This window comes from Anabaena sp. CCY 9613 (assembly GCF_963920895.1).
In the GTDB taxonomy this organism is placed as follows: Bacteria; Cyanobacteriota; Cyanobacteriia; order Cyanobacteriales; family Nostocaceae; genus Cyanocohniella.
Window position 1 is genome coordinate 41,919 of the sequence record NZ_CAWUDE010000014.1, and the last position, 23,445, is coordinate 65,363.

Here is a 23,445-nt window from a genome sequence, read left to right on the forward strand (position 1 = left end):
ACGTTTATTTCCTAATTGATTTATGGCGTGATCGCTGATAGTTATTAAATTGCGCTTCTGGAGTGGAATCTTCACTAAATTCGGAAATTTTAAATTCTTTAAAAGGTATCAACTCAAAAGCAGCTATACTGAGTAAAGCTAAAAAAGGAATAACTGTTTTGATGGCAGATAAAGGCCATTTTTTTAAAGCCCCTAAAAAAACTTTTAAGTTAACTTCTTTGCCATTTTGTAACAGCATCCGTCTGCAAAATTTCTGAGAATACCCAATTTCTTGGAGTTTTAAAATAACCTCAGGTATGTGTTTATATTGCATGAGCAGTGCGGATTTTGGCTCTTTTTGCCAATAGCTCACCCCAACAATACATTCCAAATAAGTCTTTTTAGTGACAATTACACTACCATTAGCAGCACAATATCCAGCTAAGTATGCTAAAGATATCCAATTATTAGCAGCATCCGGCCATATATCCAAAGCGCGTTTTACTAAGTCAGTTCGATAGACTGTCGCCGTAAGAAAAATAACTGCACCAACACTTTTAGAAAAACAATGTTCAAAGATGGCCTTACCATCACCAAGAGCATCTTCACTATCAGCATCAAACCAACGATTACCAACTATTGTTGGCGGGTGAACTGGCTCACCAGTAACTTTATTGCGCCCAGAAAAATTAAGAAACAATAATGATAACTGCTCGTATTGCTTGAGTTTTTTGATTACATAGGCAACAGTTTTAGTCTGAATTGGGTCATCGTCACCAATTGTCCACACATACTTTGTTTTGGCAGATTTTAAGCAGTGCATGATATTTTTCATGACCCCTAAATTCTGAGAATTTTTATTGGTGTTAAATGTAATATTGTTGAAGTATTTCTGCCATTTTTGGATGATATATTGAGTATGATCAGTAGAACAATTATCAGAAACTAAAATCTCACAATCAGATTCAAACCCCTGAATAGCCAAAGAAAGCCATGTTAATTGTTTATCAAGTAACTCAGATCGATTATACGTAGGGATAGCGATAGTCAGTAATTTACTCATTGTTAAGCCAAGCGTTTTTCTAGGATAAAACTACGGTTTTCAATGTAGATGTGGTTTAGATGAAATACTTCCGAATTTAAAATATGTAATTCGGAAGATTCCTTAAACTTCCTAGAAGCGAATTATTTCTTATTCCAGAAAAAATCTGTATCAATTTGTTGAGTACGAATTAAATACTCTAGCTGTTTTAAACGGGTAAAACCTCTATAGAAGAAAGTCTCTTCAGTCATATCAATTTTATTGAACAACTCAAATAGCTGCTGTGCGCCAAGTTGAGCATTCCAATCACACTTAAATCCCGGTAAAATTGTGTTGATTTTCTCGAAAGATACCCGATAGCTACGGTTATCTGCACCATTATTCCCAAAACTCAATTGACAACCAGGGAAACTATCAGCGATAATTTCGGCAACTTCTTTGACTCGATAGTTGTTGCTTGTATCGCCCACATTAAATATTTGGTTGTGGACAACATCACGGGGAGCTTCCAGCGCACAAACAATGGCCTTGCAGATATCTAGTGCATGAACTAATGGCCGCCAGGGTGTACCATCACTAGTCATTTTGATTTCTTTGGTAGTCCATGCCAAGCCTGCTAAGTTGTTTAAAACAATATCAAACCGCATTCTTGGGGAAGCACCAAAAGCAGTAGCATTCCGCATAAATGTAGGCGAGAAATCATCATCAGCTAATAGTTTGAGATCTCGCTCTACAAGAGTTTTACAGTCTGCGTAGGCTGTTTGAGGATTAATAGGAGATTCTTCTGTGACATCACCTTCTGTCGCAACGCCGTAAACACTGCAAGAAGACATATAGACGAAACGACGCACACCCATTGTTTTAGCTAAGTTAGCCAAACGAACCGAACCTAAATGATTAATGTCGTAGGTGATATTGGGTGATAATTGTCCAGTGGGGTCATTGGAAAGTTCCGCCATGTGAACTATAGCTTCCACACCTTCTAAATCTTCAGGAGTGAGGTGGCGAATATCTTTGTTCAGAGTTTTGGCTGTGACTTCAGTACCGTTGTATAGCCAACCAACTTTATAAAAACCTGTATCTACCCCAAGAACTTCGTGTCCTCTTTCAATTAATAAAGGAGGTAACAACGAACCTAGATAGCCTTCTGTTCCAGTTACTAAAATTTTCATTTTTGTCCTTCAATAAAGTGCTGAAGTAAAAACATATAGATGTGCTGAATCGCATCTAAACCAACATCAATGTTGAGTCAGATTGCAGGCCCTATAAACGAAGAGGCATAGTCAATGTAATTACGAATGACGACGAACGACCATCTCCAGATGAGATTGTTGGGGAATTTGCGCTACAACAGCTTTGCCGATTTCCAAAGAAGAAGTAGCCGCTGGGGAAGGTGCATTGCAAACATGGATGGAGTTTTGACCTGGTACGATCAAAAAGTCATCTACTAGTTTGCCGTCGTTCATCAACGCTTGTGCGCGGACTCCTGCGTGAGTGGGAACTAAATCTTCGGCTTGAACTTCAGGAATAAGCTTTTGCAAGCTTCTGGTGAAGGCGGCTTTACTCAAGGAACGGATAATTTCTTGAATACCTTCATCTGCATGTTTAGCTGCTAACTTCCAAAAACCAGGGTAGGTGATAACTTCGGCAAAATCTCGCAAATTAAAATCGGTTTTTTTGTAACCTTCGCGTTTGAGGCTGAGAACTGCATTGGGCCCAGCATGAACGCTACCATCAATCATTCGGGTGAAATGAACACCCAGGAAGGGGAAATCTGGGTTAGGAACTGGGTAAATGAGAGTTTTGACCAGATAACGTTTTTCGGGGGTGAGTTCGTAATATTCTCCGCGAAAGGGGACTATTTTTGCCTGGGGTTCTACCTGGTTTAATTTAGCAAGGCGATCGCTATGCAATCCGGCACAATTGATCAAGAAACGTGTTTCAAAATTGCCGTTGTTGGTTTCCAGTACCTGATTTTTACCATTAGAAGAGATTTTCAGTACCTTGGTCTTCAGGCGTAAATCTCCACCCTGCTTCTCAATTAATTCGGCATATTTTAAACAAACTTGTTTGTAATTAACAATACCAGTAGAAAATACCCGAACTCCACCTACACAGTTAACATGAGGTTCAATTTCTTTAACTTCTGCGGGACTAATTTTTTGGACTGGGATGCCGTTTTCTAAGCCGCGTTGATAGATGTTTTCTAACCGAGGTAGTTCTTCTGCATCAGTGGCTACGATGACTTTGCCGCAAACTTCATGCTCAATTCCATGTTCTTGGCAAAATTCCACCATTGAGTGACTACCATCACGGCAAAATTTAGCTTTGAAACTCCCTGGTTTGTAGTAAATTCCGGAGTGAATAACTCCGCTGTTATTACCAGTTTGGTGAACTGCCCAGTTATTTTCTTTTTCTAAGACTAAAATTCGTGCATTGGGATAGCGCTGACCTAAAGCCATAGCCGTAGACAGTCCAACTATTCCCCCACCGATAATGGCAAAATCATACATAGGTATTATGGCAGTTGAAATTATCGTCAGTGAGTATTTTGTCTAGTTAATATCTATTAACTACCATTAACTACCATACTTTCCAAGGAGCCTGATTTTTCTTCCATAGCTCCTCTAAGTGGTTTTTATCACGTAATGTATCCATTGGTTGCCAAAAACCATAATGTTTGAAAGCAGATAGCTCTTCCATATCAGCTAGCTTTTCTAATGGTTCTTTCTCCCAAACTGTAGAGTCATCAGCAATTAAGTTAATTACTTCTGGTTCCAAAACAAAATAACCACCATTAATCCAAGCACCATCTCCTTCTGGTTTTTCCCGAAAGCTGTGGATCTTAGTTTGCTCTTGCCCTAACGAAATAGCGCCGAAGCGTCCGGCTGGTTGCACTGCGGTGAGTGTTGCTAAGGACTTTTGTTCTTGATGAAATTTGATTAACTCAGTAATATTTATATCACTGACACCATCACCGTAAGTAAAGCAAAAAGTCTGATTACCAATATGCTCACTGATACGTTTTAAGCGTCCACCTGTCATGGTGTAATCACCTGTATTTACTAGGGTGACACGCCAGGGTTCGGCATAACCAGAATGAATATTCATCTGATTAAATCGCATATCAAAGGTCACATCTGACATGTGTAAAAAGTAATTAGCAAAATACTCTTTGATGATGTAGCCTTTATATCCACAACAAATAATGAAGTCGTTAATACCATGAGAAGAGTAAGTCTTCATTATGTGCCAAAGAATTGGTTTACCACCAATTTCTACCATTGGCTTTGGTCTGATACTAGTTTCTTCACTGAGGCGTGTACCAAGTCCTCCAGCCAGAATCACCGCTTTCATAAAATTACCTTGGAGATTTGTAGGGAGATGATTATTTCAAAACTTTTGGGATGAAGAGGATGCACATTTATAGGAAAAAACTGTCTAGATAATGTCTTTTCTCCGTACATAATCTAACAATTATTTTGAGTAAATCCATAAAGAAGTTGTAAATATTTTCCTTTTATCTATAAAACATTCATAAACACCTATATAATGAAGATTAAATAACTAAATAAAAGAACTTAAATACAGCCAAAAAATACTTAAAAAAGATAAGAGTCAGCTAATGCTAACCCTTATCATGTGGAATTTTGTCTGAACAAAGACAAAAAAGTTTATGCAAAAACTAGTGTTTAAATTTACTAGTTTTCTAATTAATTTGTATTTGTGTATTGCCACATGGCAGAACTTTGTAAAAAAGCACTACATTGACTTTCTATAATTACACAAATACTACTGAGTGCCTGTTGATAAATTTCCGTATCCTCTTGTTCTAAGGAGAATTTAGCGGCTGTTTGTAAATCTTCAATAGCTTTGAGATTATTAGGATCAGATTCTTGACCACTATATTGTGTGAGTTCATAGCGAATCATCCCTCGCTTGAGATAGACTTTTGCCAATTTGTCATTAATTTTCAGTGCTTGGTTAAAGTCAGCGATCGCCTGTTGATAATCTTGAATAAAATCGCTACTAAATTGGGCCATTTTGTAACGCACATCGCCTCGTTGAAAATACGCTTCGGCGTTAGATACATTCAATCGAATTGCCTGGGTAAAATCAACAATTGCTTGTTTGTAATCCCTTAAAGATTCGCTACTATATCTAGCCATTTGCGAACGGACAATACCTCTTCTGAGAAAAGCTTCTGTTTCTTGATTGTTGATCCGCAGAGCTTGATCGAAATCCGCGATCGCTAAGTGATATTCTCCATCAGGATCATGGCTAAATTCAGCTAGCATGTAACGAGCATTGCCCCGGTTGACAAAAGCTTTGACTTCTTGGGGATTAATTTTCAAAGCTTGGTTATAGTCTATCAGCGCGCCTTCATAATCTTTCAAGTTGTAGCGCGCATTACCTCGGTTAACATATGCTCTGGCACTTGTCGGTTCCTGTTTTATGGCTTGGCTGAAGTTCTCCACTGCTTGCTCATAATCTCTGATTTGGTAAGCAGCATGACCTTGTTGATAGTAATCTGCGAAAGTTAAAGTCTCCTTGTCTGGTGTTGGGCGTGCCATCAACGCTTGTTGAGTGAAAGCATTTTGGGAAACATAGGGACGAGTAAATTTAACCATCACGTCCAAATAACCCAACACACCCACACCGAGTAGACACAAGACAGCCGGATACACTTTCGCTTTCTTCTGAACAGGATAAGAGGAATAGCTAGGGTTAGCTACAGGCTGCCAATAATTGACTGGATATAGCGGCATCACTGGCTGTGGTGAACGGGGCCGCTGGGCATATCGCCTTTTAGGGATACTTCTTGGTCGGAGATGTTCTTTATTTTCTACTGCGCGTGAAGATGGAAAAGGATCACGTCCACCCAAGCGGGAAGCACGTTCACACCAAGGACAGCTCTCCAAATGGTTGTTGTAACGGTGCTGAGGATTAACAGTGCAAGTAATTAGACTATCTTCAGCTTCCGCTAAAGCTGACAGCCAAGTTTGGGCACTGGGACGCAGATGCGGGTCATTGTGACCATCCTCAAAACAACGCAAAAACAATTCCTGTAACTTGGGATGCAGAACTTCCCAAGCAGGTGCTATGGGCGTAGGTCGATAAGGTACTTGTCGCTTTTGACTGTAGGTAAAATGTCCAGCGGCAATTCTGGCTTCGTAAGGCGGTGGCTCAGGAATTCCTTGAAATATCCCCGAAAAGGGATGAGTACCTTCCATTAATAGTTGAAAGATCAACACCGCCAAACCAAAGGAATCGTGGACAATTTCCCGGTCATGTTGAGCAAAAGTTTTATTCTGTAGTTCCGGTGGAGTAAACTCTGGTTTACCCACTGGACAGCGATAAACAAGATCATTATTGTCTGGATCTCGCACCTGAAAAGAGTCTGTATCTACCAAGGTGACTAATGCTGTGTCGCTGACCAGAATATTTGACTCATTCACATCACCAACGCAATATCCACTATTATGCAAAGCCGCAAAAGCCGCCGCTAAGTTGCGTGCAGTGCGAAGCAAGTACTGATAGTTGAATAAAGGACAGTGTTGCCGCCGAGTGCTGGGATTATAAAAATCGATAATTGGCCGCATCCCGCGAATCCGGGGCATTAAAAAGCCGATAATGCCATTACTAGCATCTGTCGCCCTTAATAAATCTTGTGGCCAAGCAATAGAAATATGCCCCAAGCTAGCTGTAGGGTTTTCCGGCGGGTTGGCAAGCATCGCTCGGAGTTTGTGGGCGTGAGCAACTGTAGGTTTATGATAAACCTTTGCTACTAAATCACCAGAAGACGGTACGGCATAAATACAAGCTTCACCGCCGCGCCCCAAGCTAACGCTAAGGTTGATAATTTCTTGCTTGGGAAAACAACGTAGTACCTGCATGATTTAATCACGGTGAATGGAGTTATGAGAAAAATCGATCTAGCAGATCACCAAAACATTCCCTAGTCATTAGTCATTAGTCATGGGAAAAATGACTTTCACCTCTGCTCCCCAGTCCCTAGTCCCTAGTCCCTTCATCTCTAAAGGCAGCTACAATCAGCGTCAAATCATCATCAGTACGTTGTGTAATCCGCTCAGAACCTAAAAACTTCACCAACTGTTCTTTTGCTAGTGTTTTATCGTCGGCACTTTCTACAAAATCGAACAAGGGAAAAAAGAATGGTTTGTGAGGTTCACCCAGAACCATATTTAAAGCCAGCATTTGTAGTCCGTCAGTGAGGAGACTAACGTTAACTATAGTTTCACGCCATAATCTCATTTGTGCCGAGTCTAAGGCACCAGGCGAAGTTAAAAAAATGGTTTCGTTGATGTATTCGCCATTGTCAGGTATAGTCAGTGCCAGTAAGTTACCTTGATTATCCTTGGCTACTGCCAAACCATCACCAATCTGGACAACTGCCACCATCTCTGGCGTAGCAACCATAATAATTAAGGTTGTTGCTAAATCTTGAGGCTGTTTGCTACATGCTACTGCTTCATCCTCCACTGCTTTTTTGGCAGCTAGCAAAGCCTCATTTAATAGCGATTGCACAAATGCATCTTGTGCCAAAGACTCTCGAGTAATTTCTTTGAGAGATAGAGTCTCTATTGCTGTTTCCACAGCCACCATTGCTCCCACTTTCCCTTGGCTGGCAGAACCTGCACCATCAGCAGCAGCAGCTACTAACACATTACCCGGCAACAGTTGCCAGTGGTGAGCATCTTGACACAGCTGCTTGTTTTTGACGTGGCTTGTACCACATACAGATGCGGCGACTACCCGCCAATGAGATATCTGTTTTGTTGTGTTCATAGATTTTGTAAAGGCAGCTAGCTGTGTGAGTAAGCTGTTAAGCAGCTTAAAGTGTTCCCCAGCCAATGGGTGGTAGTGCTACCTGTTCGTCTACCTGAGAATGGGAAACTGCTGACATACTAGCTGACAACCAAACAAACATCTCAATAAAGTTTAATCCTTTGAGTTTGAGCGGAGTTCGCACAGCTAATTGATTTAAACGCATCATATTAGCATTTTCCACCCCTACTGTGAAGAATGCTACGCGCTTATTCGCTTCATCTCCTTGTAAGCGTTGTGCCGCTTGCTCTATCAGATGATCTAATTCGCCCTGTGGCTCTCCATCTGTAATCATAAAGACCCAAGGACGATAATAAGCAATGCCGTTAGCACGATAAAGAGACTTACGCTCTTGCACCATGTCTAAGGCTTTATGAATTCCCGCCCCCATAGTTGTTAGACCCTGCGCTGTCAAAATCGGCGGGTTGAATTGGTCGGCTGTCACAAAGTCTTGCACTATATTGACATGACTATCAAAAGTGATGATGGCTACTTCTACTCTTCTGGCTGCTAAAGAATTTTTGACTAATTCATCTTTTAAACTCAACAAGCCCTGATTTAAAGCCTCGATGGGATCTCCTTGCATTGAGCCAGATGTGTCCAACAACAAAACACAAGGACAACGTGGTTCTGGATTTTCCGCAAACTCTACTACTTCATCAAGTCTTAAGGTATCATGCATAACTTTTTGTGTTATGTTATATGGCAATTGCTTTATTTTCCTTTTTTCAAAGTATATAGTTTAATTTCCGGAGCCTACAAGACCAAAGATGGATATTTACGAGTTATTTAGTTGAATCTTTATTAAACAGATAATTTTCCCTAAATTAACTACACATTTATTTAAGAAAATCTTTATAATTGTTGCTTGTGAAGCAAAAGAATTACTTATATGGGATTTTTGGCATATAGGTAACATAGGTAGGACTTACGCACTCGCTACGAAAATCAAGGCTTTGAGATTGCTTCCCTACGGTGCAATGACGAGAATACGTGGTTGGTTACGTAAGTCCTGATAGGCTTTTGCCAAAATTTCTAGGTTTTGGTGAGTAATTCCTACCCTACTACCTACAATTGCTGATTCCAAAATCCGCGTCTTTTTAAAGGACAGAATGTCAAGAATTATTAAAGATCACAAAGTCTCACAGCTTAAGGATTCCCAATAAATATATTTTCGGTATAATTACACAAAAACTTGAAAATATGAATAATTTGGGCACCTTCATCACACTACGTCCCCAAAGCTTGTTAAGACAATTATGTAGCTGTTATGACACTACCTGCATAACAGCCTCTAGTAATTTAGTTACTTGGTTAATTTACTTAGACCGGGGGAGAATAACTTATGCAACCCATTCAATCGAGCCTTTTGAGCGAATAGAACGCCATCTCAATCGCCTCAGTCATGAAATTCCTCTCATTAGTCATGAAGTTCATGTGCAATTACGTTTGATTTTTGAACCTGGATTATACAATCAGTACAGTGAGGATGACCGTGTTAGCAGTGAGCAGCCTCTTGATTATCAAGCTATCTATTGGCTAATTAATCAAGGATATCTGGATCATACACAAGCAACATTATTGATTCAAGAATTAGTCAAAGAAGTAATTGAATCATTTTTGTTAATCAAAACTGGTACTTATGAGTTAAGCGATGCACAAGAAGAAGTAAGAGAAATATGCAGACTAGATGTAGAAAAAGTTATAGAATACTGCCAAATACAATTACATAATTGGCAATCTTTTTCGCCCTATATCTCTTCACCTTATCAACGACCGTATGTGTTAAGCACTAGCACATTACTCAGTAAAAAATTTCCAGACCTCCAAGCAAATTTAATTAATAAAATGAAAGGTATCAGTTTACGTCATCTTGCGGAAATTACAAATCAAGATGAACTTGAACTGGCTAAAAAGTTATATCCTTACATTATCAAAGGCGGGATTATATTACATGAACCAGACCCCCCATTTGATAAGTTACCGCATACAGGAGAAAAGTTTTCAGCAATTCCTACCCATCAAAAAATCTTACTTAAACGCAAAACAGTAGATACAGCAGTAACAGTAAGTAAAAACTTGACTCACTCTGATGCAGATGTGTCCACCAGTGGTTTTTCAGATATTGCTGTGCCGACAAGAGAACAAGAACCAGTAATATCAAATAACATAAATACTCCCTCCCAAAGAGTAACCGCTGCTACCCTAACGCCTAAAAAGCTTTATAAAATTGTTTCGGTGGATGATAGTCCCACAATTCTCAAGGAAATTAGCCGTTTCTTAGAAAATGAAAATTTTAATGTAGTCGCTATTAATGAACCATTAAAGGCAGTAATGTCAATTATTAGGCACAAACCAGACTTGATTTTATTGGATCTGAATATGGCAGGTCTTGATGGTTATGAGTTGTGCCGCATTATACGCAAGAATCCCATATTTCAACATACTCCAATTATTTTTGTCACAGGTTACAAGGGAATTATTGATAAGGTGAAAGCAAGATTTGTCGGGGCATCTGGGTATTTAACCAAACCTTTTACCCGAGCAGAATTGTTAAAAATAATTTTTAAGCACTTGAATTAAAAAACACAAGGTATTGGTAACATGATATCAACATTTTCTTTGGGGACACATTCCTGTTTAAATCATGTTTGAGTCGATAAATCCTGTTGATATTAAGAACCATTGGGCGCAACAATGTATAACTCAGTTAGTATCTCGGCAAATAGTTAAGGGTTATCCCGACCAAACTTTTCGCCCAGAAGGAACAATTACCCGCGCTGAGTTTGCGGTAATTTTGCAAAAAGCATTTGCCAAAACTACAGATGAACAGACAAATGTTAATGTACCCCCGCTGAATCAAGATGTGTACTTTTCTGATGTGCCGAAAAGTCATTGGGCATATAACGCCATTCAAATAGCTGCATACAGAAATTTTGTTGTGGGTTATCCTAACGGAACCTTTCAGCCCAATCAAAATATATCTCGTGTTCAGGCGATCGCAGTTATCAGAAACATATTTAATTTTCCGGAACAAAAGAATACAGAGCAAGTCCTGAAGCAATATTTTGATGATTGGCAAACAATTCCCGCCTAGGGGTTATATTGCGAAACCCAAGTAACTACTACCGCTGCTTTGGAAGTCAAAAGGTTTGGGGTATAGAGGGGTATCTCTATTGACCCCGCAGATGACTACTCTTCTTGTGGCAAAGGTTCATCAATTGGATGCTCTGGCTCGCTAGTTTTGTTATCTACTGACCAATCAATATCTGACATCGGTGATTGAGAAATAATCACCAACTCAGTTTCTTGGCGATGGCTATTACCCCATTCATCTAGCACATCTTTAATCAATACTTCTTGCAGCCAAATTTTAGCCACAACAGTTAAAGGTAGGGCGAGAAATAAACCTAAAAAGCCAAAGAATGTGACAAAAAAGAGTTGGGAAATTAATGTTACTGCTGGTAGTAACGAAACTTGATGCGCCATGACAGTGGGGGTGACAAAATTAGCATCAATCTGTTGAATTACAAGGTAAAGTAGCAACACAATTAAAGCTTTCCAGGGGCTATCTAACAAAGCGATCGCTATTGCTGGTATGACACTTAATGTTGGCCCCAAATTAGGAATTAAGTTGAGAAATCCTGCCAAAACTCCTAAAGCTAAAGCTGCCTTCACTCCCAAAACTGATAAGCCAATTACACTCAACAGCCCCACGACAATCGTAGTAATAAAAGTACCTGTGATCCATCCCTCCAATGAAAGTTCGCATTTATCCAAGATTCCATCGATCCGTGGGCGGTAAAAAGAGGGAAACAGCCGGATAAATAATCGGCGATAAGCCTGAGGATCGGCTAAGAACATTCCTGTTAATACCAGGACTAGTAAAATTTTGAGTAAGACTTCTAAAGAGCCAGAAACAAAGGCAAAAGAACTACCCAATATTTTATTCACAAAAGGTTGCGCCTGTGCAATCAGATCATTGAGATTAGGGATGTAAGGAGCCAATTGCTGAGGAACGAGAGTTTCTAGTTGTTGTAGCCAACTATTAAAACGAGCAAAACCTTGAGGAACCCGATAAGTTAGTTCTTGAAACTGTTGTGCAAAAGGCGGCACAATCAGCCAGAAAAAACACACGACTCCGGCAAAGAAAATAGTCACCGATAAGAAAACAGCAAATCCACGTTTTAGCCCTGAACTTTGAAAGCGTTTCGCTAGCCGATTTAACGTCGTAGCCAAAACCACTGCGGCAAACATCAACAAAAGTACTTGCCGAATTTGCCACAATATATATAAACAGAGAACTATAGCAATTAAGCCGATCCATTGACCAAGGTTCACCGGCTGACTCCCCGCTGTATAATGCAAATGAGGTTAGCTGATTGTAGCAACTTCCGCTAATTTTGTTTTGATGCTGACTGAAATCGCCAAAATAAAGCGATCGCTATGATCAGTGTGGGTAACAAAACTATAATTAGTGCATTAGCATCTGTGGCTGGAATCGATAAACTTGGTGCTGCATACTTAATCAAGAATGACAGCAAAGCCGAAAGTAACAGCAATTTCCCCACAACTCCAAAATTATTTTCCATCGTAGTACGGCAATACACATATTTCTGTAGGGTATACCCAATATTGGGCTACTGTCTCTATTTTCTAGAATAGACCTAACCGATACAATACTTTACTCATCACTCATAATTACCCTAATCGCCATAGAGTACCAGTATTAAATATTTTTGTCGTTTCCCCATCACACCAACACCCATCCTCATCTAGCCCCTAGCCTCTAGCCCCTAATGTCGAATTTGGAGGGTACATCTAAATGCCTGTAGAAACCAATAACAACAAACCCAATAAACAGCCGAAAACCAGCCAGTTTGGCGGTAGTTTACTAATTCTGTTAACTTTTTTATTACTGCTTAACTTTATTGTTCCCAGCTTCTTGGGGATGGGTCAATCACAAGTTCCCTATAGTGAATTTATCGCTCAGGTGCAAGACGGTAAAGTCGAACAAGCTCTTGTGGGTGGCGATCGCATTGAATATACCATCAAAACTCAAACCCCTGAAGGCGAAACTATAGAACAGGTGTTTACCACCACACCAGTAGCCCTGGATTTAGATTTGCCAAAGATTCTCCGGGAAAATAATGTAGAGTTTACTGCACCACCACCATCACAAAACGGTTGGATTGGCACATTACTAAGTTGGATTGCACCACCCTTAATTTTCTTAGGAATTTGGGCCTTTTTAATCAATCGTCAGGCTGGTGGCCCGGCTGCATTGACCGTAGGTAAAAGTAAAGCCCGCATCTACTCAGAAGGTGTCACTGGTGTGGAATTTAGTGATGTTGCTGGTGTGGATGAAGCCAAAGCTGAACTCGAAGAAATCGTTGATTTTCTCAGAAATGCTGGTAAATACACCAGACTAGGAGCCAAAATTCCCAAGGGAGTATTGTTGGTAGGGCCTCCAGGAACAGGTAAAACCATGCTGGCCAAAGCAATTGCTGGTGAAGCTGGCGTGCCTTTTTTCAGCATCTCTGGTTCCGAATTTATTGAACTATTTGTGGGTGTAGGTGCATCCCGTGTGCGCGACTTGTTCGACCAAGCCAAACAGCAAGCCCCTTGTATTGTCTTTATTGATGAATTAGACGCACTAGGTAAATCTCGTGGCGGTGCTGGGCCTCTGATGGGCGGTAACGATGAGCGTGAACAAACCCTCAACCAGTTACTTAGTGAAATGGATGGCTTTGATGCTAATGCAGGAGTCATTATCATTGCTGCTACCAACCGTCCCGAAGTAATTGACCCCGCCTTACGTCGTCCTGGTCGTTTTGACCGTCAAGTTGTAGTTGACCGCCCTGATAAAAGCGGTCGTGAAGCCATTCTCAATGTCCATGCTAGAAACGTTAAATTGGCTAATGATGTTGATTTGTCAGTTATTGCCGCGAGAACTCCTGGCTTTGCGGGTGCAGATTTAGCTAACCTAGTTAACGAAGCGGCATTATTAGCAGCCCGACAAAATAGCCAAGCCGTGTTCATGGCAGATTTTAATGAGGCCATTGAGCGCTTGGTGGCTGGTTTAGAAAAACGCTCTCGTGTTTTGAATGAACTTGAGAAAACGACGGTAGCCTATCATGAAGTTGGTCACGCCATCATCGGTGCATTAATGCCTGGTGCTGGTAAAGTCGAAAAAATCTCTGTTGTCCCCCGTGGTGTCGGGGCGTTGGGTTATACAATTCAAATGCCAGAAGAAGACCGCTTCTTGATGATAGAAGACGAAATTCGCGGACGGATTGCCACTTTATTGGGTGGACGTTCTGCTGAAGAAGTTGTTTTTGGCAAGGTTTCTACTGGCGCTGCTGATGACATCCAAAAAGCCACCGACTTGGCTGAACGCGCCATTACTCTTTACGGGATGAGCGAAAAATTAGGGCCTGTGGCTTTTGAGAAGATTCAACAGCAGTTTTTAGAAGGTTATGGTAATCCCCGTCGTGCTATTAGTCCCAAAGTGGCTGAGGAAATTGACTGGGAAGTTAAGCAGACAGTAGACAATGCTCACCACATGGCTTTAAGTATTCTGCATCATAACCGTGAGTTGTTAGAAGAGACTGCACAGGCATTGTTAGAAAAAGAAATCCTCGAAGGTGCCAAATTGCGGGAACGTCTCAACCAAGTGCAAGCACCAGATGAACTAAATGAATGGTTGCGGACTGGTAAGTTATCGGAAGACAGACCATTAATGCAATCACTACTCGTGTAATGATTTTAAATTGAATTGATGAGCGATCGCTTATTTGCCAGGCGATCGCTTGTTTATTTTTTATCTGGCAATTTTCTGTCCTATTGAGTAAAATATTATTACAAAATATATAATTTGTACAAATTGCTAAAAATGTACAATTTTATAATTTGAGGCAGTAAAAATTATTTAATTTTGTGAGACCCTATGGATGTCATCAGTGCAACTGAGGCACGTGCTAACTTTCAAGAGCTGATGAATCGTGCCGAGTATCGAGGCGATCGCATTTTAATTCAGCGTCATGGAAAGCCTGTTGTTGCAATTATTGGTTTAAATGATTTGCAGTTACTAGAAGCTATAGAAGATGCAATTGATTCGGCTGAACTTCATCGTGCTGTTGAGGCAAATGATGGCTTTACTACGTTAGAGGAAATTATTGCCAAGCAGCAAAATGAGTGAACGCTATACTTTGAGGATTGCCAAGACTGCTGAAAAAGATTTATTAGACTTGCAAGCCAAACAGTTTAAGCAGGTTGTATCAAAAATTTTTTCACTTCAAGGTAATCCTCAGCCCCAAGACTGTAAAGCTTTGAAGGGATATCAAGGTGGTTATCGTGTTGATCAAGGTGAATACAGAATTTTGTACACCATCAATGACGAGAATCAGTTAGTTGATGTTTTCCGTGTTGGTAAGCGTAATGATAATGAAGTCTATAGGAATTTATAAATTTCAGGACTTACGTAACCAACCACGTATTTCCGTCATTGCGACCGTAAAGAAGCAATCTCAAAGCCTTGATTTTCGTGGCGAGTGCGTCAGTCCTAAATTTTTCAGGACTTAAATTTAATCAAAATTTAACCAGCTAAAAACCTGTTCTACTGTCAATGCCAACTCGATACCTTCAATTATTGGCAACTGATTAACACCTTCATAAACTTCAACTCTTTGACCAGAAAACACTGCTAAAATACTTTCTGTTTCTGGGTCTAGTAACCAGCCTAATTCAGTGCCATTGCGTGAACAATGCAATAATTTACTCAGGACTTTAGTTTGGCTTTGGTCTGGGGAAAGAACTTCAATTGCCCAATCGGGATAAATTTCGATACGGTTCGCAATTCTTCCAGAGGAACTTTTAGGTATTCTCTCCCACCGGAAGACGGTGACATCGGGGACAATGGAAGCACCGCCAAAAGTACAGCGTAATTCAGCAAACGCCATAGCAATTTTCTGATTTTTCGCTACGCCGTTGACCACTTCGCAGAGAGTCGTCTGAAGTAGACTATGTTCACCTTGGGGCATAGGTTTTTGAATAACTTCACCATTAACAAATTCTGATGCTGGCTTAGTTTCTGGTAGTTTGAGAAACTCGGCTAAAGTGAGTTTGGGTTTACTAGCTACAGTCATAGATAATTCGTATACCGGGAAATAGATAAATCAGTGGGTAAAGTTAGAGGCAATAGTTTAATTATGTGCGATCGCCTAAAACTCTGTTAACTCCTCTGCCAAATTTTGATAGTCTTATCCAAGCTAGCACTCACCAAAATTTCCCCGGAATCAGTGAAGGCTAAAGCTGTAACTGTATTACCATGACCAGTAAAAGTACCTAACAATTCACCTGTTTCTAAATACCACAACTTGATAGTTTTATCAGCACTACCACTGGCGATAATTTGTTCATCAGGACTCAGAGCGATGGCACATACTTGATCTGTATGGCCTTTCAGGGTGCGAATTAATTTCCCAGTTTCCAAGTGCCAAAGTTTAATTGTTTGATCCCAACTGCCACTAACTAGCAGTTTACCATCTGCACTGAGTGCTAAGGAACGCACGATGTGAGAATGACCAGTGAGGGTGTACAGTGGTTCTGTATCTTTGAGAATTTTGCCTCTGGTGGGATGTGGGGTTTGCCAAACTTTGATTTTGCGATAGCTACCTGTAACTAGAGTTTGCCCGTCTCGACTGAGAACCAGAGAATGAGCTGCTGTATCATCTAGAGATAAGGCGATCGCTACTTGACGTTGCATCAAATCCCAAAACAAAACTTTGCGATCGTCCCCACCAGTGACTAACATCCGTCCATTGGGTGTAAAAGCCACGCACCGCACCATGCCATTATGTTTGTGCAGGATATCTATTAAATCTAGCGCCCCTACATGCCAAATCTTAATTGTAGAATCTGCACCGCCACTAACTAAAGTTTGTCCATCGGCATTAAAGGCGAGAGAATTTACTTCATCTACTAGCCCAGACATCACCCAAGGGTATTCTGATAATGTCTCGATTAACTCGCCCTTAGTTAAATCCCATAGCTTTGTCTCGCCACGACTACCACTAGCTAAGATGGGCAAATTTTGACCATTGTTACATCTGGAACTAAAGGCTAGGCAATTGATTCCTCTAGTATGACCTTTCAGAGTTTGCCAACATTCCCAATCACCAATTATTTCTTTGCGGGGATGTTCTGGCGGTAAAGTATCAATTGTTTCGGCAATAATTTTTTCATCACCGAATAACTGTGTCTCTTTTGCCGCATTCTTTTGGGTAATTAATGATTCTAAATACCAACTCAATCCTCCCGCATACAATAAGTTACTCGGAGTAATATTTAGTTTATATTCTGTAAATTCAACTTGATTACTAGGTAAAAATCCTGTAATAACAGCGTGTTTTTCGTAACCTAATTTACTACTAGATGGATAAAATAAACACAGAAAAATTAATACTTGGTGATTTCTTAAATCCTCTTGAGTAACTGTCCACCTAATTTTATTTTTCTTAATACCATTAAAACTTTCTCCATCAGCCGCGTAAACTTGAATACTCAACTTAGGGTTATCTGCCAGCACATAAGTAAATTTACTTTCCCCGCGCAAATTTCCTTCATCATCTAATACCATGTTTCGCAGAACATCCTGGGGCAATTTTTTCACCAACTTGCCTAGACGTTCAGCCATTACCTGTCCCACAATTTGTTCTCGCAAAAGATAATCTTCTGCTTGCTGCTGAAAAAATTTAGGAAAAGGAATTACCCAGTCAGGAGGTTCAGGGTATTCAGGTGGTATGGGGGGCGGATTTCTGGCGATAATTTCGGCTTGTTGACGCGAAAACTCCAAGATTTTCACCAACGGATCACCGGAAAATGCCATAATTTCGCTGTGGCATCCTTTAACTTGACTTTCCAGCAAAGATAAATCGTAAGTTTTTGGTTTTTTTACACGTTGCAGGAAATCAGCTTGTTGAGCTTTTAGTAAGCTAATCCAATCCATCTGCATTCCAGTGGCACGACATTATTGCATACCTAAGGTAAGCTATACCAACACAATTACTCAAGTTTACAACCTCTAGTTAATTAAAAATTACGTTAACCTCTCAGTCTAATAGAACACATTTATAGTTATATGTTCGTGTCGGCATATATCTAGGCAGCAATCAAACTATTAATTGACTGATGTATGGTCAATTCGATGATGTCCGTCAATTCTAACTAACCTCAAGCACAAGATACTGTTTCTAGGGAAACACTTCTATCTGCAAAAAAAAGTCAGGTTTGAGAAAAACTAAGATATTAGCGGAGCAGCTAGGATAACAAATACAGGTGCAAATAAACAGCAATTGCCATAAATGTTGAATAATGGCTAATTTTTAGTTTTTTTGTCATTATTGCTAGGCTTATTGATGTTACGTGTTTCTAACTGTTTAATTTTCATTTGTAGGTCAAATTCGTCGCTACTAACTATTGTTTCCAAATCGGCTACTCTTTGTTGCAACATTTCTAGCTGCTGTGGTGGTAAATAGTGAGATTTTGATTTTTTATCATCAGAACGCCAGATAGCTACAGTACTAACTGCTGCACCCCCAAGGGCAGCTAAAGGAAGAACCGGGCCGCTTCTAGTCACAGATGAAAGGGGGATACACAGCGCCAAAATACCAACGGTATATCCCCATATTTTTTGAGTAGCCATTACTCTGACATCTTCAGATGATTCTATGTTGTTTTGCTGTTTCTTCGCCATAAGTCTCTCTGAGAAGATTTACTTGCTAGATTGGTATAATTTCTCACAAAAATCTTCCGGCAATTGGGTTAAGTATAATTACTCTGTGTTGAATCCAAATCACTTCATGATTTAAGAATAGGAGTAGCTACCAGCCCAAGTTACCCATTTATGGGATAAACCTATATGCAATATTCCTCCATTCATTTCTTGTTCTGTAACGATCGCTCCTTTAAAGTCTGCGCCACTGAGTTCTGCTTCATTAATATTGCAACCAATTAAGTTGGCCTTCCTGAGATTAGCATTTCTTAAATCTGCCCCACTCATTTCCGCTTCACTGAGATTTGCTCCTTGCAAGTTAGCCATGATTAAATTTGCACCCCGCAAATCAGCACGACTTAGGTTAGTTTCCTCTAGGTTGACTCCAGTTAAATCAGCACCAATCAAGTTTATTTCACTTAAATTGGCACCATTCAATATAGCTCCACTTAAATCAGCATCGGTCAGATTTGCCCGGCTAAAGTTACATCCACTTAAGTTAGCTTGACTGAGGTCTGCTCCACTGAGGTCTGTTTCAGAAAAGTTGGCATTTCTGAGGTCAGATCCACAAAGATTGACTTGATGTAGATTTGCTTGATTAAATTTGCGTTCTCCTGCCGTATAAAGATCTAGGAGTTTATTTGCATCCATGATTATCACCTCGCAATGTCTAAAGGCCAGCCAGTCGAGTTATGAGTTGCACTCTACTCAAACCACACCAAAGACAATTTATCGAGTTGCTAGCAAACAGGATTTTGATTAAAACTTATCACCTTGATTGTGCTATATTTTTCCTTTCTTTTTACTAGTACTTAATGGAAATATACTTAACAGTGTTTTTCGTATCACAATGAAAACGGTGATCAATTCAAAATAACTTCCTCATGGTTGATTTTACCTCCACGGCTACATCCGATTTTGTGCATGTGCTATCCCAAACGGTGGCTGCATATCGAGGTCAAAGAAGCGCACGTACTGGGGCTGAAGTAGTGGTAAATGCATTGCTACAAGCAGAAAAAGCGGCCAAGCAACAACGGCTAAATTATAACTTTGAGTCTCTTGTGGGCCAATGGCGGCTTTGCTTTGCAACTGGAACTAAAAAAGCTAGAGAGCGTGGCGGTATTGTTTTGGGTAAGGGGTTGTATGTCCCCAAATTGGCTATTATTCATATTTCTTTTAGTGCGAATGTCACACCAGATGCGAGTCAAGGCGAAATTGCTAATCAGGTGCACGTGGGCCCAGTGTTGCTGAAGCTGACGGGACCAGCACAATATTTGGGTAAGAAAAATTTATTGGCGTTTGACTTTAACCATATGTTTATCAGTTTGTTTGGTCGGGGTGTTTATAGCAGGCCAATTCGCTCTGGTAAAGTTCACGCAGAGGATTTTTACACCCAGCCCATAGCGAAGCTACCCTTTTTTGCGTTCTTCTTAATTACAGAAGATTTTATCGCCGCTCGTGGACGTGGTGGAGGACTAGCACTTTGGATGCGTGAGAAATAAAGTGCAAAATTTTATGGTGGGGGGCTATGGAGTGGAATTAGCCAAAAACATGACTGTGGCTTGATAGATGTACCACATCTCTAGGTTTTTCTACTTATGTCTTCTGTCTAGAGATATATTTCTCTATTTACATTTTATTTCTAAAGGTAGACAATAACGGTTAACTCAAATTTGGGAACTCTTAGATAAGGGACTTCCCAAAAATAACCTGCTTATTCATTGCAGAGTGCAACCGAGGTCAGATGACGCAAGCTTTCAATCCAGTGCAAGAGTGGGAACAACGTCGTGACGAAGCCAGCCGCTATTACAAGCAGGGTAGGTTTCAAGAATATCTCAATTTTGCCAGCGAGAATTTACATTTAGCCAGAACAATTCAAGATCGAGCCAGAGAAGGTCATACCCTAAACGATATCGGTTTGGCTTATCTCAGTTTTTGCCAACCTCAAAAAGCATTAGAGTGTTTTCACCAAGCACTTGTGGTGGCTGTGGAAATAGGCGAAAAGCGCGCCGAAGCTACTGCACTTAGCAATCTGGGTGCTACCTACAGCCGTTTGGGGCAGTTTTCGCAAGCACTGAAGTTTTTTAACCAAGGATTGGAAATCTTCAGAAAATTACAGGATATTCCCAGCGAAGCTTCTACTCTCAATGATATGGCGCTAATTTACACCAAATTGGGAGAACCAAAGCGATCGCTATTATTACAGTTCCAAATTCTGTCAATGCGTCGCTTGCTAGGAGACTTTTCGGGTGAAGCAACTACACTGAATGGTATTGGCTTTGCTTACAGCAGCTTAGGACAGTTTGATCAAGCCTTAGAATTTTTGCAAGCAGCATTACCAATTCAACGAGCTGCTAAAAATTTGGTTGGCGAAGCTACTACATTGAATAATATTGCCTCTGTTTATGGTGATTTGGGAGAACCTAAAAAAGCACTATTACTTTACTATCAAGTTTTGTTGACACGTCGGGCAATAAACGATCGCTTTGGTGAGGCGACAACGTTAAATAACCTTGGTTTTACCTACAATATTCTCGCCAATAACCGCCAGGCTCTCAAGTATTACAAGCAAGCGATCGCCGTTTCTCAAGAAATTAATGATTGTCTAGGAGAAATTTCCACGCTGCTGAATATGGGTAGTCTTTACGCTACGACAAAACGCAAAAAATCAGCCCTATCTTGCTATAACAAGGCCCAAGATTTAGCCAAAGGAATCGAATGTCAGCCACTCTTGGATAAAGTAAAGCAGTTTATGGATACTCTTTAGGACTGGGGGATTAGGGTAATCCCCAGTTAATCCTATAAATGATTGACTTTGGAGTCGTTTTGTGTTGTTGGAACATCCAGGATTTCTAAAAGCGATCGCTCGATGATTTGGCGCACAAACTGATTTCCTTGCAAGTTGAGATGTATATGGTCTTGGTATAAGGCTTGAGGGTTTGGGGTTGAGTTGAATAATGGTAAAAAATCTATATAGGTAATTTGCTGTGCTTTGGTAAAGTCCAGCAGTCTTTGACGTGCTTTAATTTCGTAATCGCGGGGGCCTGGTTCTCCAATTTCTCGCAATAAGGGAGTCATGACTAACAAGAATTGACTGTTGGTTTTTTGAGTCAACCCTTGAATTTGCTTAATTGCTTCTAGGTTAATTCCTACGCGATCGCCTGGTTCTTGATGCACTGCTTTCAGTTCGGGAATCGCTTGGGGTTTGATAATATACCGTTGCCACACTTCCACCAATGCTAGAGGAGGTTTTTGATCTGGGTAGTTGCGATCGCGTCCTACAGGTAAAGAGGTGGGAGCCGTAGCAAATAAATCATCAGTATTAATTAATAACACTACTATTTGAGCATTAAAGTCGCCAAATTTTTGTAAATAGGCTAATTCGTTTCTGGGGCCCCAAGAATTTGCTGAAGCATTAAGCACTTCTGCTTCATTATATTTACTAATAATCAATGATTTTAAAGAACGAGTCATCAAGCTGGATATTGTATTGTCTTGGTCTGTCCACCAGCCACCATTAGCAATAGAATCGCCGATAATTAGCACTCGTAGTGTAGAAGGTGCGGGTGTTTTTTGAATTGCCATACTTCTCATGGAATACTCGTTAATGACAATGCGATTACCAAAACGGCGGGTGCGCTGGTTGGGGGCTAATAAATAACCAATTTGCTCATCAGCAATGTAAGTCAGTGGATTACCAAAACCAAATAGCGATCGCAATCCTGCTTCAATTACCAAAAATAACCCGACAGCTATCAAAATTATGATGAGTGCTAATTTCACTTGTAAATGCCCCACAATAAAACGTAAATAGTTTAGCAATGATGTTAGGAATGTGGATTTAATAAAATACAGAACCTCACCCCCAACCCCTCTCATTGGTAAGGAGAGGGGAGACTTTGACGCAAGTCAAAGGCGGGGTGAGGTCAAAAACTAGACTTGCATGTTATTTAATTCATGTTCCTTAATGCAATCAGTTAAAGGAAATTAGTTAAGGAATGGCCTGTGATCATGTAGTATAGTCGGCCGTAATAGACCATTTAGTCGATATTTCAGGAGCTTTGGGAAAAATGAGCGCAACAGCAGACCCGACAAAGTTGATGAAGCAAGAAGTTGGCAAAGCCGCCGCCCTGTTAGTAAAATCAGGCTCAATTGTCGGATTAGGTACAGGGTCAACTACAGCCTATACAATTCAATTTTTAGGCGATCGCCTCAAGTCTGGTGAACTTAAAGATATTGTGGGTATTCCTACTTCTTTTCAATCAGAAGTGCTGGCGAAGGAATACGGTGTTCCTCTGACAACCTTAGACGCTGTTGACCATATAGATATTGCCATTGATGGGGCTGATGAAGTTGATCCCCACAAAAACTTGATCAAAGGCGGCGGTGCAGCACATACCCGCGAAAAAGTTGTTGATTACTTGGCAGCACAATTCATCGTCGTGGTAGACAGTGGTAAGTTAGTGGAGCGTTTGGGTTCTACATTTGCAGTACCTGTGGAAGTCATACCCATGGCCATTACCCCTGTTACCAATGCCATTAAACAACTTGGCGGTAAACCTGAACTACGTATGGGTGTGAAAAAAGCCGGGCCAGTGATCACAGATCAAGGCAATTTTGTATTAGATGTCAGATTTGACTCAATTGATGATCCCGTAAACCTAGAGAAAACCCTAAATAATATTCCCGGTGTTTTGGAAAATGGGATTTTCGTCAATTGTGCAGATGTAGTTTTAGTTGGTGAAGTTAAGGACGGTAAGCCTTTGGTACGTCAGATGTAGGTTGGGTTCCCCTCAGGGGA

General features: G+C 40.5%; 22 protein-coding genes. 8 read left to right on the forward strand and 14 right to left on the reverse strand.

All coding sequences use genetic code 11. The features are described from left to right. Positions 1–4: 4 nt before the first annotated feature. From ACM0OT_RS16820 to ACM0OT_RS16850, 7 genes are all read right to left on the reverse strand, one after another. Positions 5–1,042, reverse strand: a complete 1,038-nt coding sequence (locus ACM0OT_RS16820) for a glycosyltransferase family 2 protein (RefSeq protein ID WP_414565567.1) — start codon at positions 1,040–1,042, stop codon at positions 5–7. A 122-nt stretch (positions 1,043–1,164) separates the two neighbouring features. Continuing rightward, a complete protein-coding gene (locus ACM0OT_RS16825) occupies positions 1,165–2,193 on the reverse strand; it encodes an SDR family oxidoreductase (protein WP_414565568.1) in 1,029 nt (342 codons plus the stop codon). 120 nt (positions 2,194–2,313) lie between these two features. Continuing rightward, the gene (gene lhgO, locus ACM0OT_RS16830) at positions 2,314–3,534 is read right to left on the reverse strand and encodes an L-2-hydroxyglutarate oxidase (RefSeq protein WP_414565569.1); all 1,221 of its coding nucleotides are present in this window, start codon (positions 3,532–3,534) and stop codon (positions 2,314–2,316) included. Between the two features lie 70 nt (positions 3,535–3,604). Then, the gene (gene rfbF, locus ACM0OT_RS16835) at positions 3,605–4,378 is read right to left on the reverse strand and encodes a glucose-1-phosphate cytidylyltransferase (RefSeq protein ID WP_414565570.1); all 774 of its coding nucleotides are present in this window, start codon (positions 4,376–4,378) and stop codon (positions 3,605–3,607) included. A 356-nt stretch (positions 4,379–4,734) separates the two neighbouring features. Next, positions 4,735–6,918, reverse strand: a complete 2,184-nt coding sequence (locus ACM0OT_RS16840; protein WP_414565571.1) for a tetratricopeptide repeat protein — start codon at positions 6,916–6,918, stop codon at positions 4,735–4,737. 118 nt (positions 6,919–7,036) lie between these two features. Continuing rightward, the gene (locus ACM0OT_RS16845; RefSeq protein ID WP_414565572.1) at positions 7,037–7,831 is read right to left on the reverse strand and encodes a PP2C family serine/threonine-protein phosphatase; all 795 of its coding nucleotides are present in this window, start codon (positions 7,829–7,831) and stop codon (positions 7,037–7,039) included. Positions 7,832–7,877: 46 nt separating this feature from the next. Continuing rightward, on the reverse strand, positions 7,878–8,552 hold the full coding sequence (locus ACM0OT_RS16850; RefSeq protein ID WP_414543098.1) for a vWA domain-containing protein: 675 nt from the start codon (positions 8,550–8,552) through the stop codon (positions 7,878–7,880). A 521-nt stretch (positions 8,553–9,073) separates the two neighbouring features. Between ACM0OT_RS16850 and ACM0OT_RS16855 the strand changes: the two genes are divergently transcribed. Continuing rightward, entirely contained in the window at positions 9,074–10,453 is a 1,380-nt protein-coding gene (locus ACM0OT_RS16855; RefSeq protein ID WP_414565573.1) for a response regulator, read from the forward strand. Between the two features lie 64 nt (positions 10,454–10,517). Next, complete coding sequence (locus ACM0OT_RS16860; RefSeq protein WP_414565574.1) at positions 10,518–10,967, forward strand: S-layer homology domain-containing protein; 450 nt, start codon at positions 10,518–10,520, stop codon at positions 10,965–10,967. A gap of 95 nt (positions 10,968–11,062) precedes the next feature. On the opposite strand, the gene ACM0OT_RS16865 is transcribed toward ACM0OT_RS16860, so the two are convergent. Beyond that, the gene (locus tag ACM0OT_RS16865) at positions 11,063–12,211 is read right to left on the reverse strand and encodes an AI-2E family transporter (RefSeq protein WP_414565575.1); all 1,149 of its coding nucleotides are present in this window, start codon (positions 12,209–12,211) and stop codon (positions 11,063–11,065) included. A gap of 56 nt (positions 12,212–12,267) precedes the next feature. Next, entirely contained in the window at positions 12,268–12,462 is a 195-nt protein-coding gene (locus tag ACM0OT_RS16870; RefSeq protein ID WP_414565576.1) for a hypothetical protein, read from the reverse strand. 233 nt (positions 12,463–12,695) lie between these two features. Here ACM0OT_RS16870 and ftsH point away from each other — a divergent pair, with 233 nt between their 5' ends. The 3 genes from ftsH (at position 12,696) to ACM0OT_RS16885 (ending at position 15,339) form a co-directional block, all read left to right on the forward strand. Continuing rightward, on the forward strand, positions 12,696–14,633 hold the full coding sequence (ftsH, locus tag ACM0OT_RS16875) for an ATP-dependent zinc metalloprotease FtsH (RefSeq protein WP_414565577.1): 1,938 nt from the start codon (positions 12,696–12,698) through the stop codon (positions 14,631–14,633). Between the two features lie 186 nt (positions 14,634–14,819). Continuing rightward, the gene (locus ACM0OT_RS16880; protein ID WP_414565578.1) at positions 14,820–15,071 is read left to right on the forward strand and encodes a type II toxin-antitoxin system Phd/YefM family antitoxin; all 252 of its coding nucleotides are present in this window, start codon (positions 14,820–14,822) and stop codon (positions 15,069–15,071) included. Further along, positions 15,064–15,339, forward strand: coding sequence for a type II toxin-antitoxin system RelE family toxin (locus ACM0OT_RS16885; RefSeq protein WP_414565579.1), 276 nt, complete (start codon positions 15,064–15,066; stop codon positions 15,337–15,339). The genes ACM0OT_RS16880 and ACM0OT_RS16885 overlap by 8 nt, the downstream gene beginning before the upstream one ends. A 117-nt stretch (positions 15,340–15,456) precedes the next feature. On the opposite strand, the gene ACM0OT_RS16890 is transcribed toward ACM0OT_RS16885, so the two are convergent. The 4 genes from ACM0OT_RS16890 to ACM0OT_RS16905 all read right to left on the reverse strand — a co-directional run bounded on the left by ACM0OT_RS16890 (position 15,457) and on the right by ACM0OT_RS16905 (position 19,295). Next, on the reverse strand, positions 15,457–16,017 hold the full coding sequence (locus ACM0OT_RS16890) for a Uma2 family endonuclease (protein WP_414565580.1): 561 nt from the start codon (positions 16,015–16,017) through the stop codon (positions 15,457–15,459). Positions 16,018–16,103: 86 nt separating this feature from the next. Then, positions 16,104–17,885 (reverse strand): WD40 repeat domain-containing protein, encoded by a 1,782-nt coding sequence (locus tag ACM0OT_RS16895; protein ID WP_414565581.1) that lies wholly within the window; start codon positions 17,883–17,885, stop codon positions 16,104–16,106. A gap of 363 nt (positions 17,886–18,248) precedes the next feature. Continuing rightward, the gene (locus ACM0OT_RS16900; RefSeq protein WP_414565582.1) at positions 18,249–18,626 is read right to left on the reverse strand and encodes a hypothetical protein; all 378 of its coding nucleotides are present in this window, start codon (positions 18,624–18,626) and stop codon (positions 18,249–18,251) included. A gap of 111 nt (positions 18,627–18,737) precedes the next feature. After that, positions 18,738–19,295: a pentapeptide repeat-containing protein gene (locus tag ACM0OT_RS16905; protein WP_414565583.1), complete on the reverse strand. Its 558-nt coding sequence runs from the start codon at positions 19,293–19,295 to the stop codon at positions 18,738–18,740. Positions 19,296–19,528: 233 nt separating this feature from the next. On the opposite strand from ACM0OT_RS16905, the gene ACM0OT_RS16910 reads away from it, so the two are divergent. Next, complete coding sequence (locus tag ACM0OT_RS16910; protein WP_414565584.1) at positions 19,529–20,146, forward strand: hypothetical protein; 618 nt, start codon at positions 19,529–19,531, stop codon at positions 20,144–20,146. Between the two features lie 242 nt (positions 20,147–20,388). Next, complete coding sequence (locus tag ACM0OT_RS16915) at positions 20,389–21,411, forward strand: tetratricopeptide repeat protein (protein WP_414565585.1); 1,023 nt, start codon at positions 20,389–20,391, stop codon at positions 21,409–21,411. Positions 21,412–21,443: 32 nt separating this feature from the next. Here ACM0OT_RS16915 and ACM0OT_RS16920 read toward each other — a convergent pair whose 3' ends face one another. Then, the gene (locus ACM0OT_RS16920; RefSeq protein WP_414565586.1) at positions 21,444–22,427 is read right to left on the reverse strand and encodes an SGNH/GDSL hydrolase family protein; all 984 of its coding nucleotides are present in this window, start codon (positions 22,425–22,427) and stop codon (positions 21,444–21,446) included. Positions 22,428–22,714: 287 nt separating this feature from the next. Between ACM0OT_RS16920 and rpiA the strand changes: the two genes are divergently transcribed. Beyond that, positions 22,715–23,425, forward strand: a complete 711-nt coding sequence (gene rpiA, locus ACM0OT_RS16925) for a ribose-5-phosphate isomerase RpiA (protein ID WP_414565587.1) — start codon at positions 22,715–22,717, stop codon at positions 23,423–23,425. Positions 23,426–23,445 lie beyond the last annotated feature (20 nt).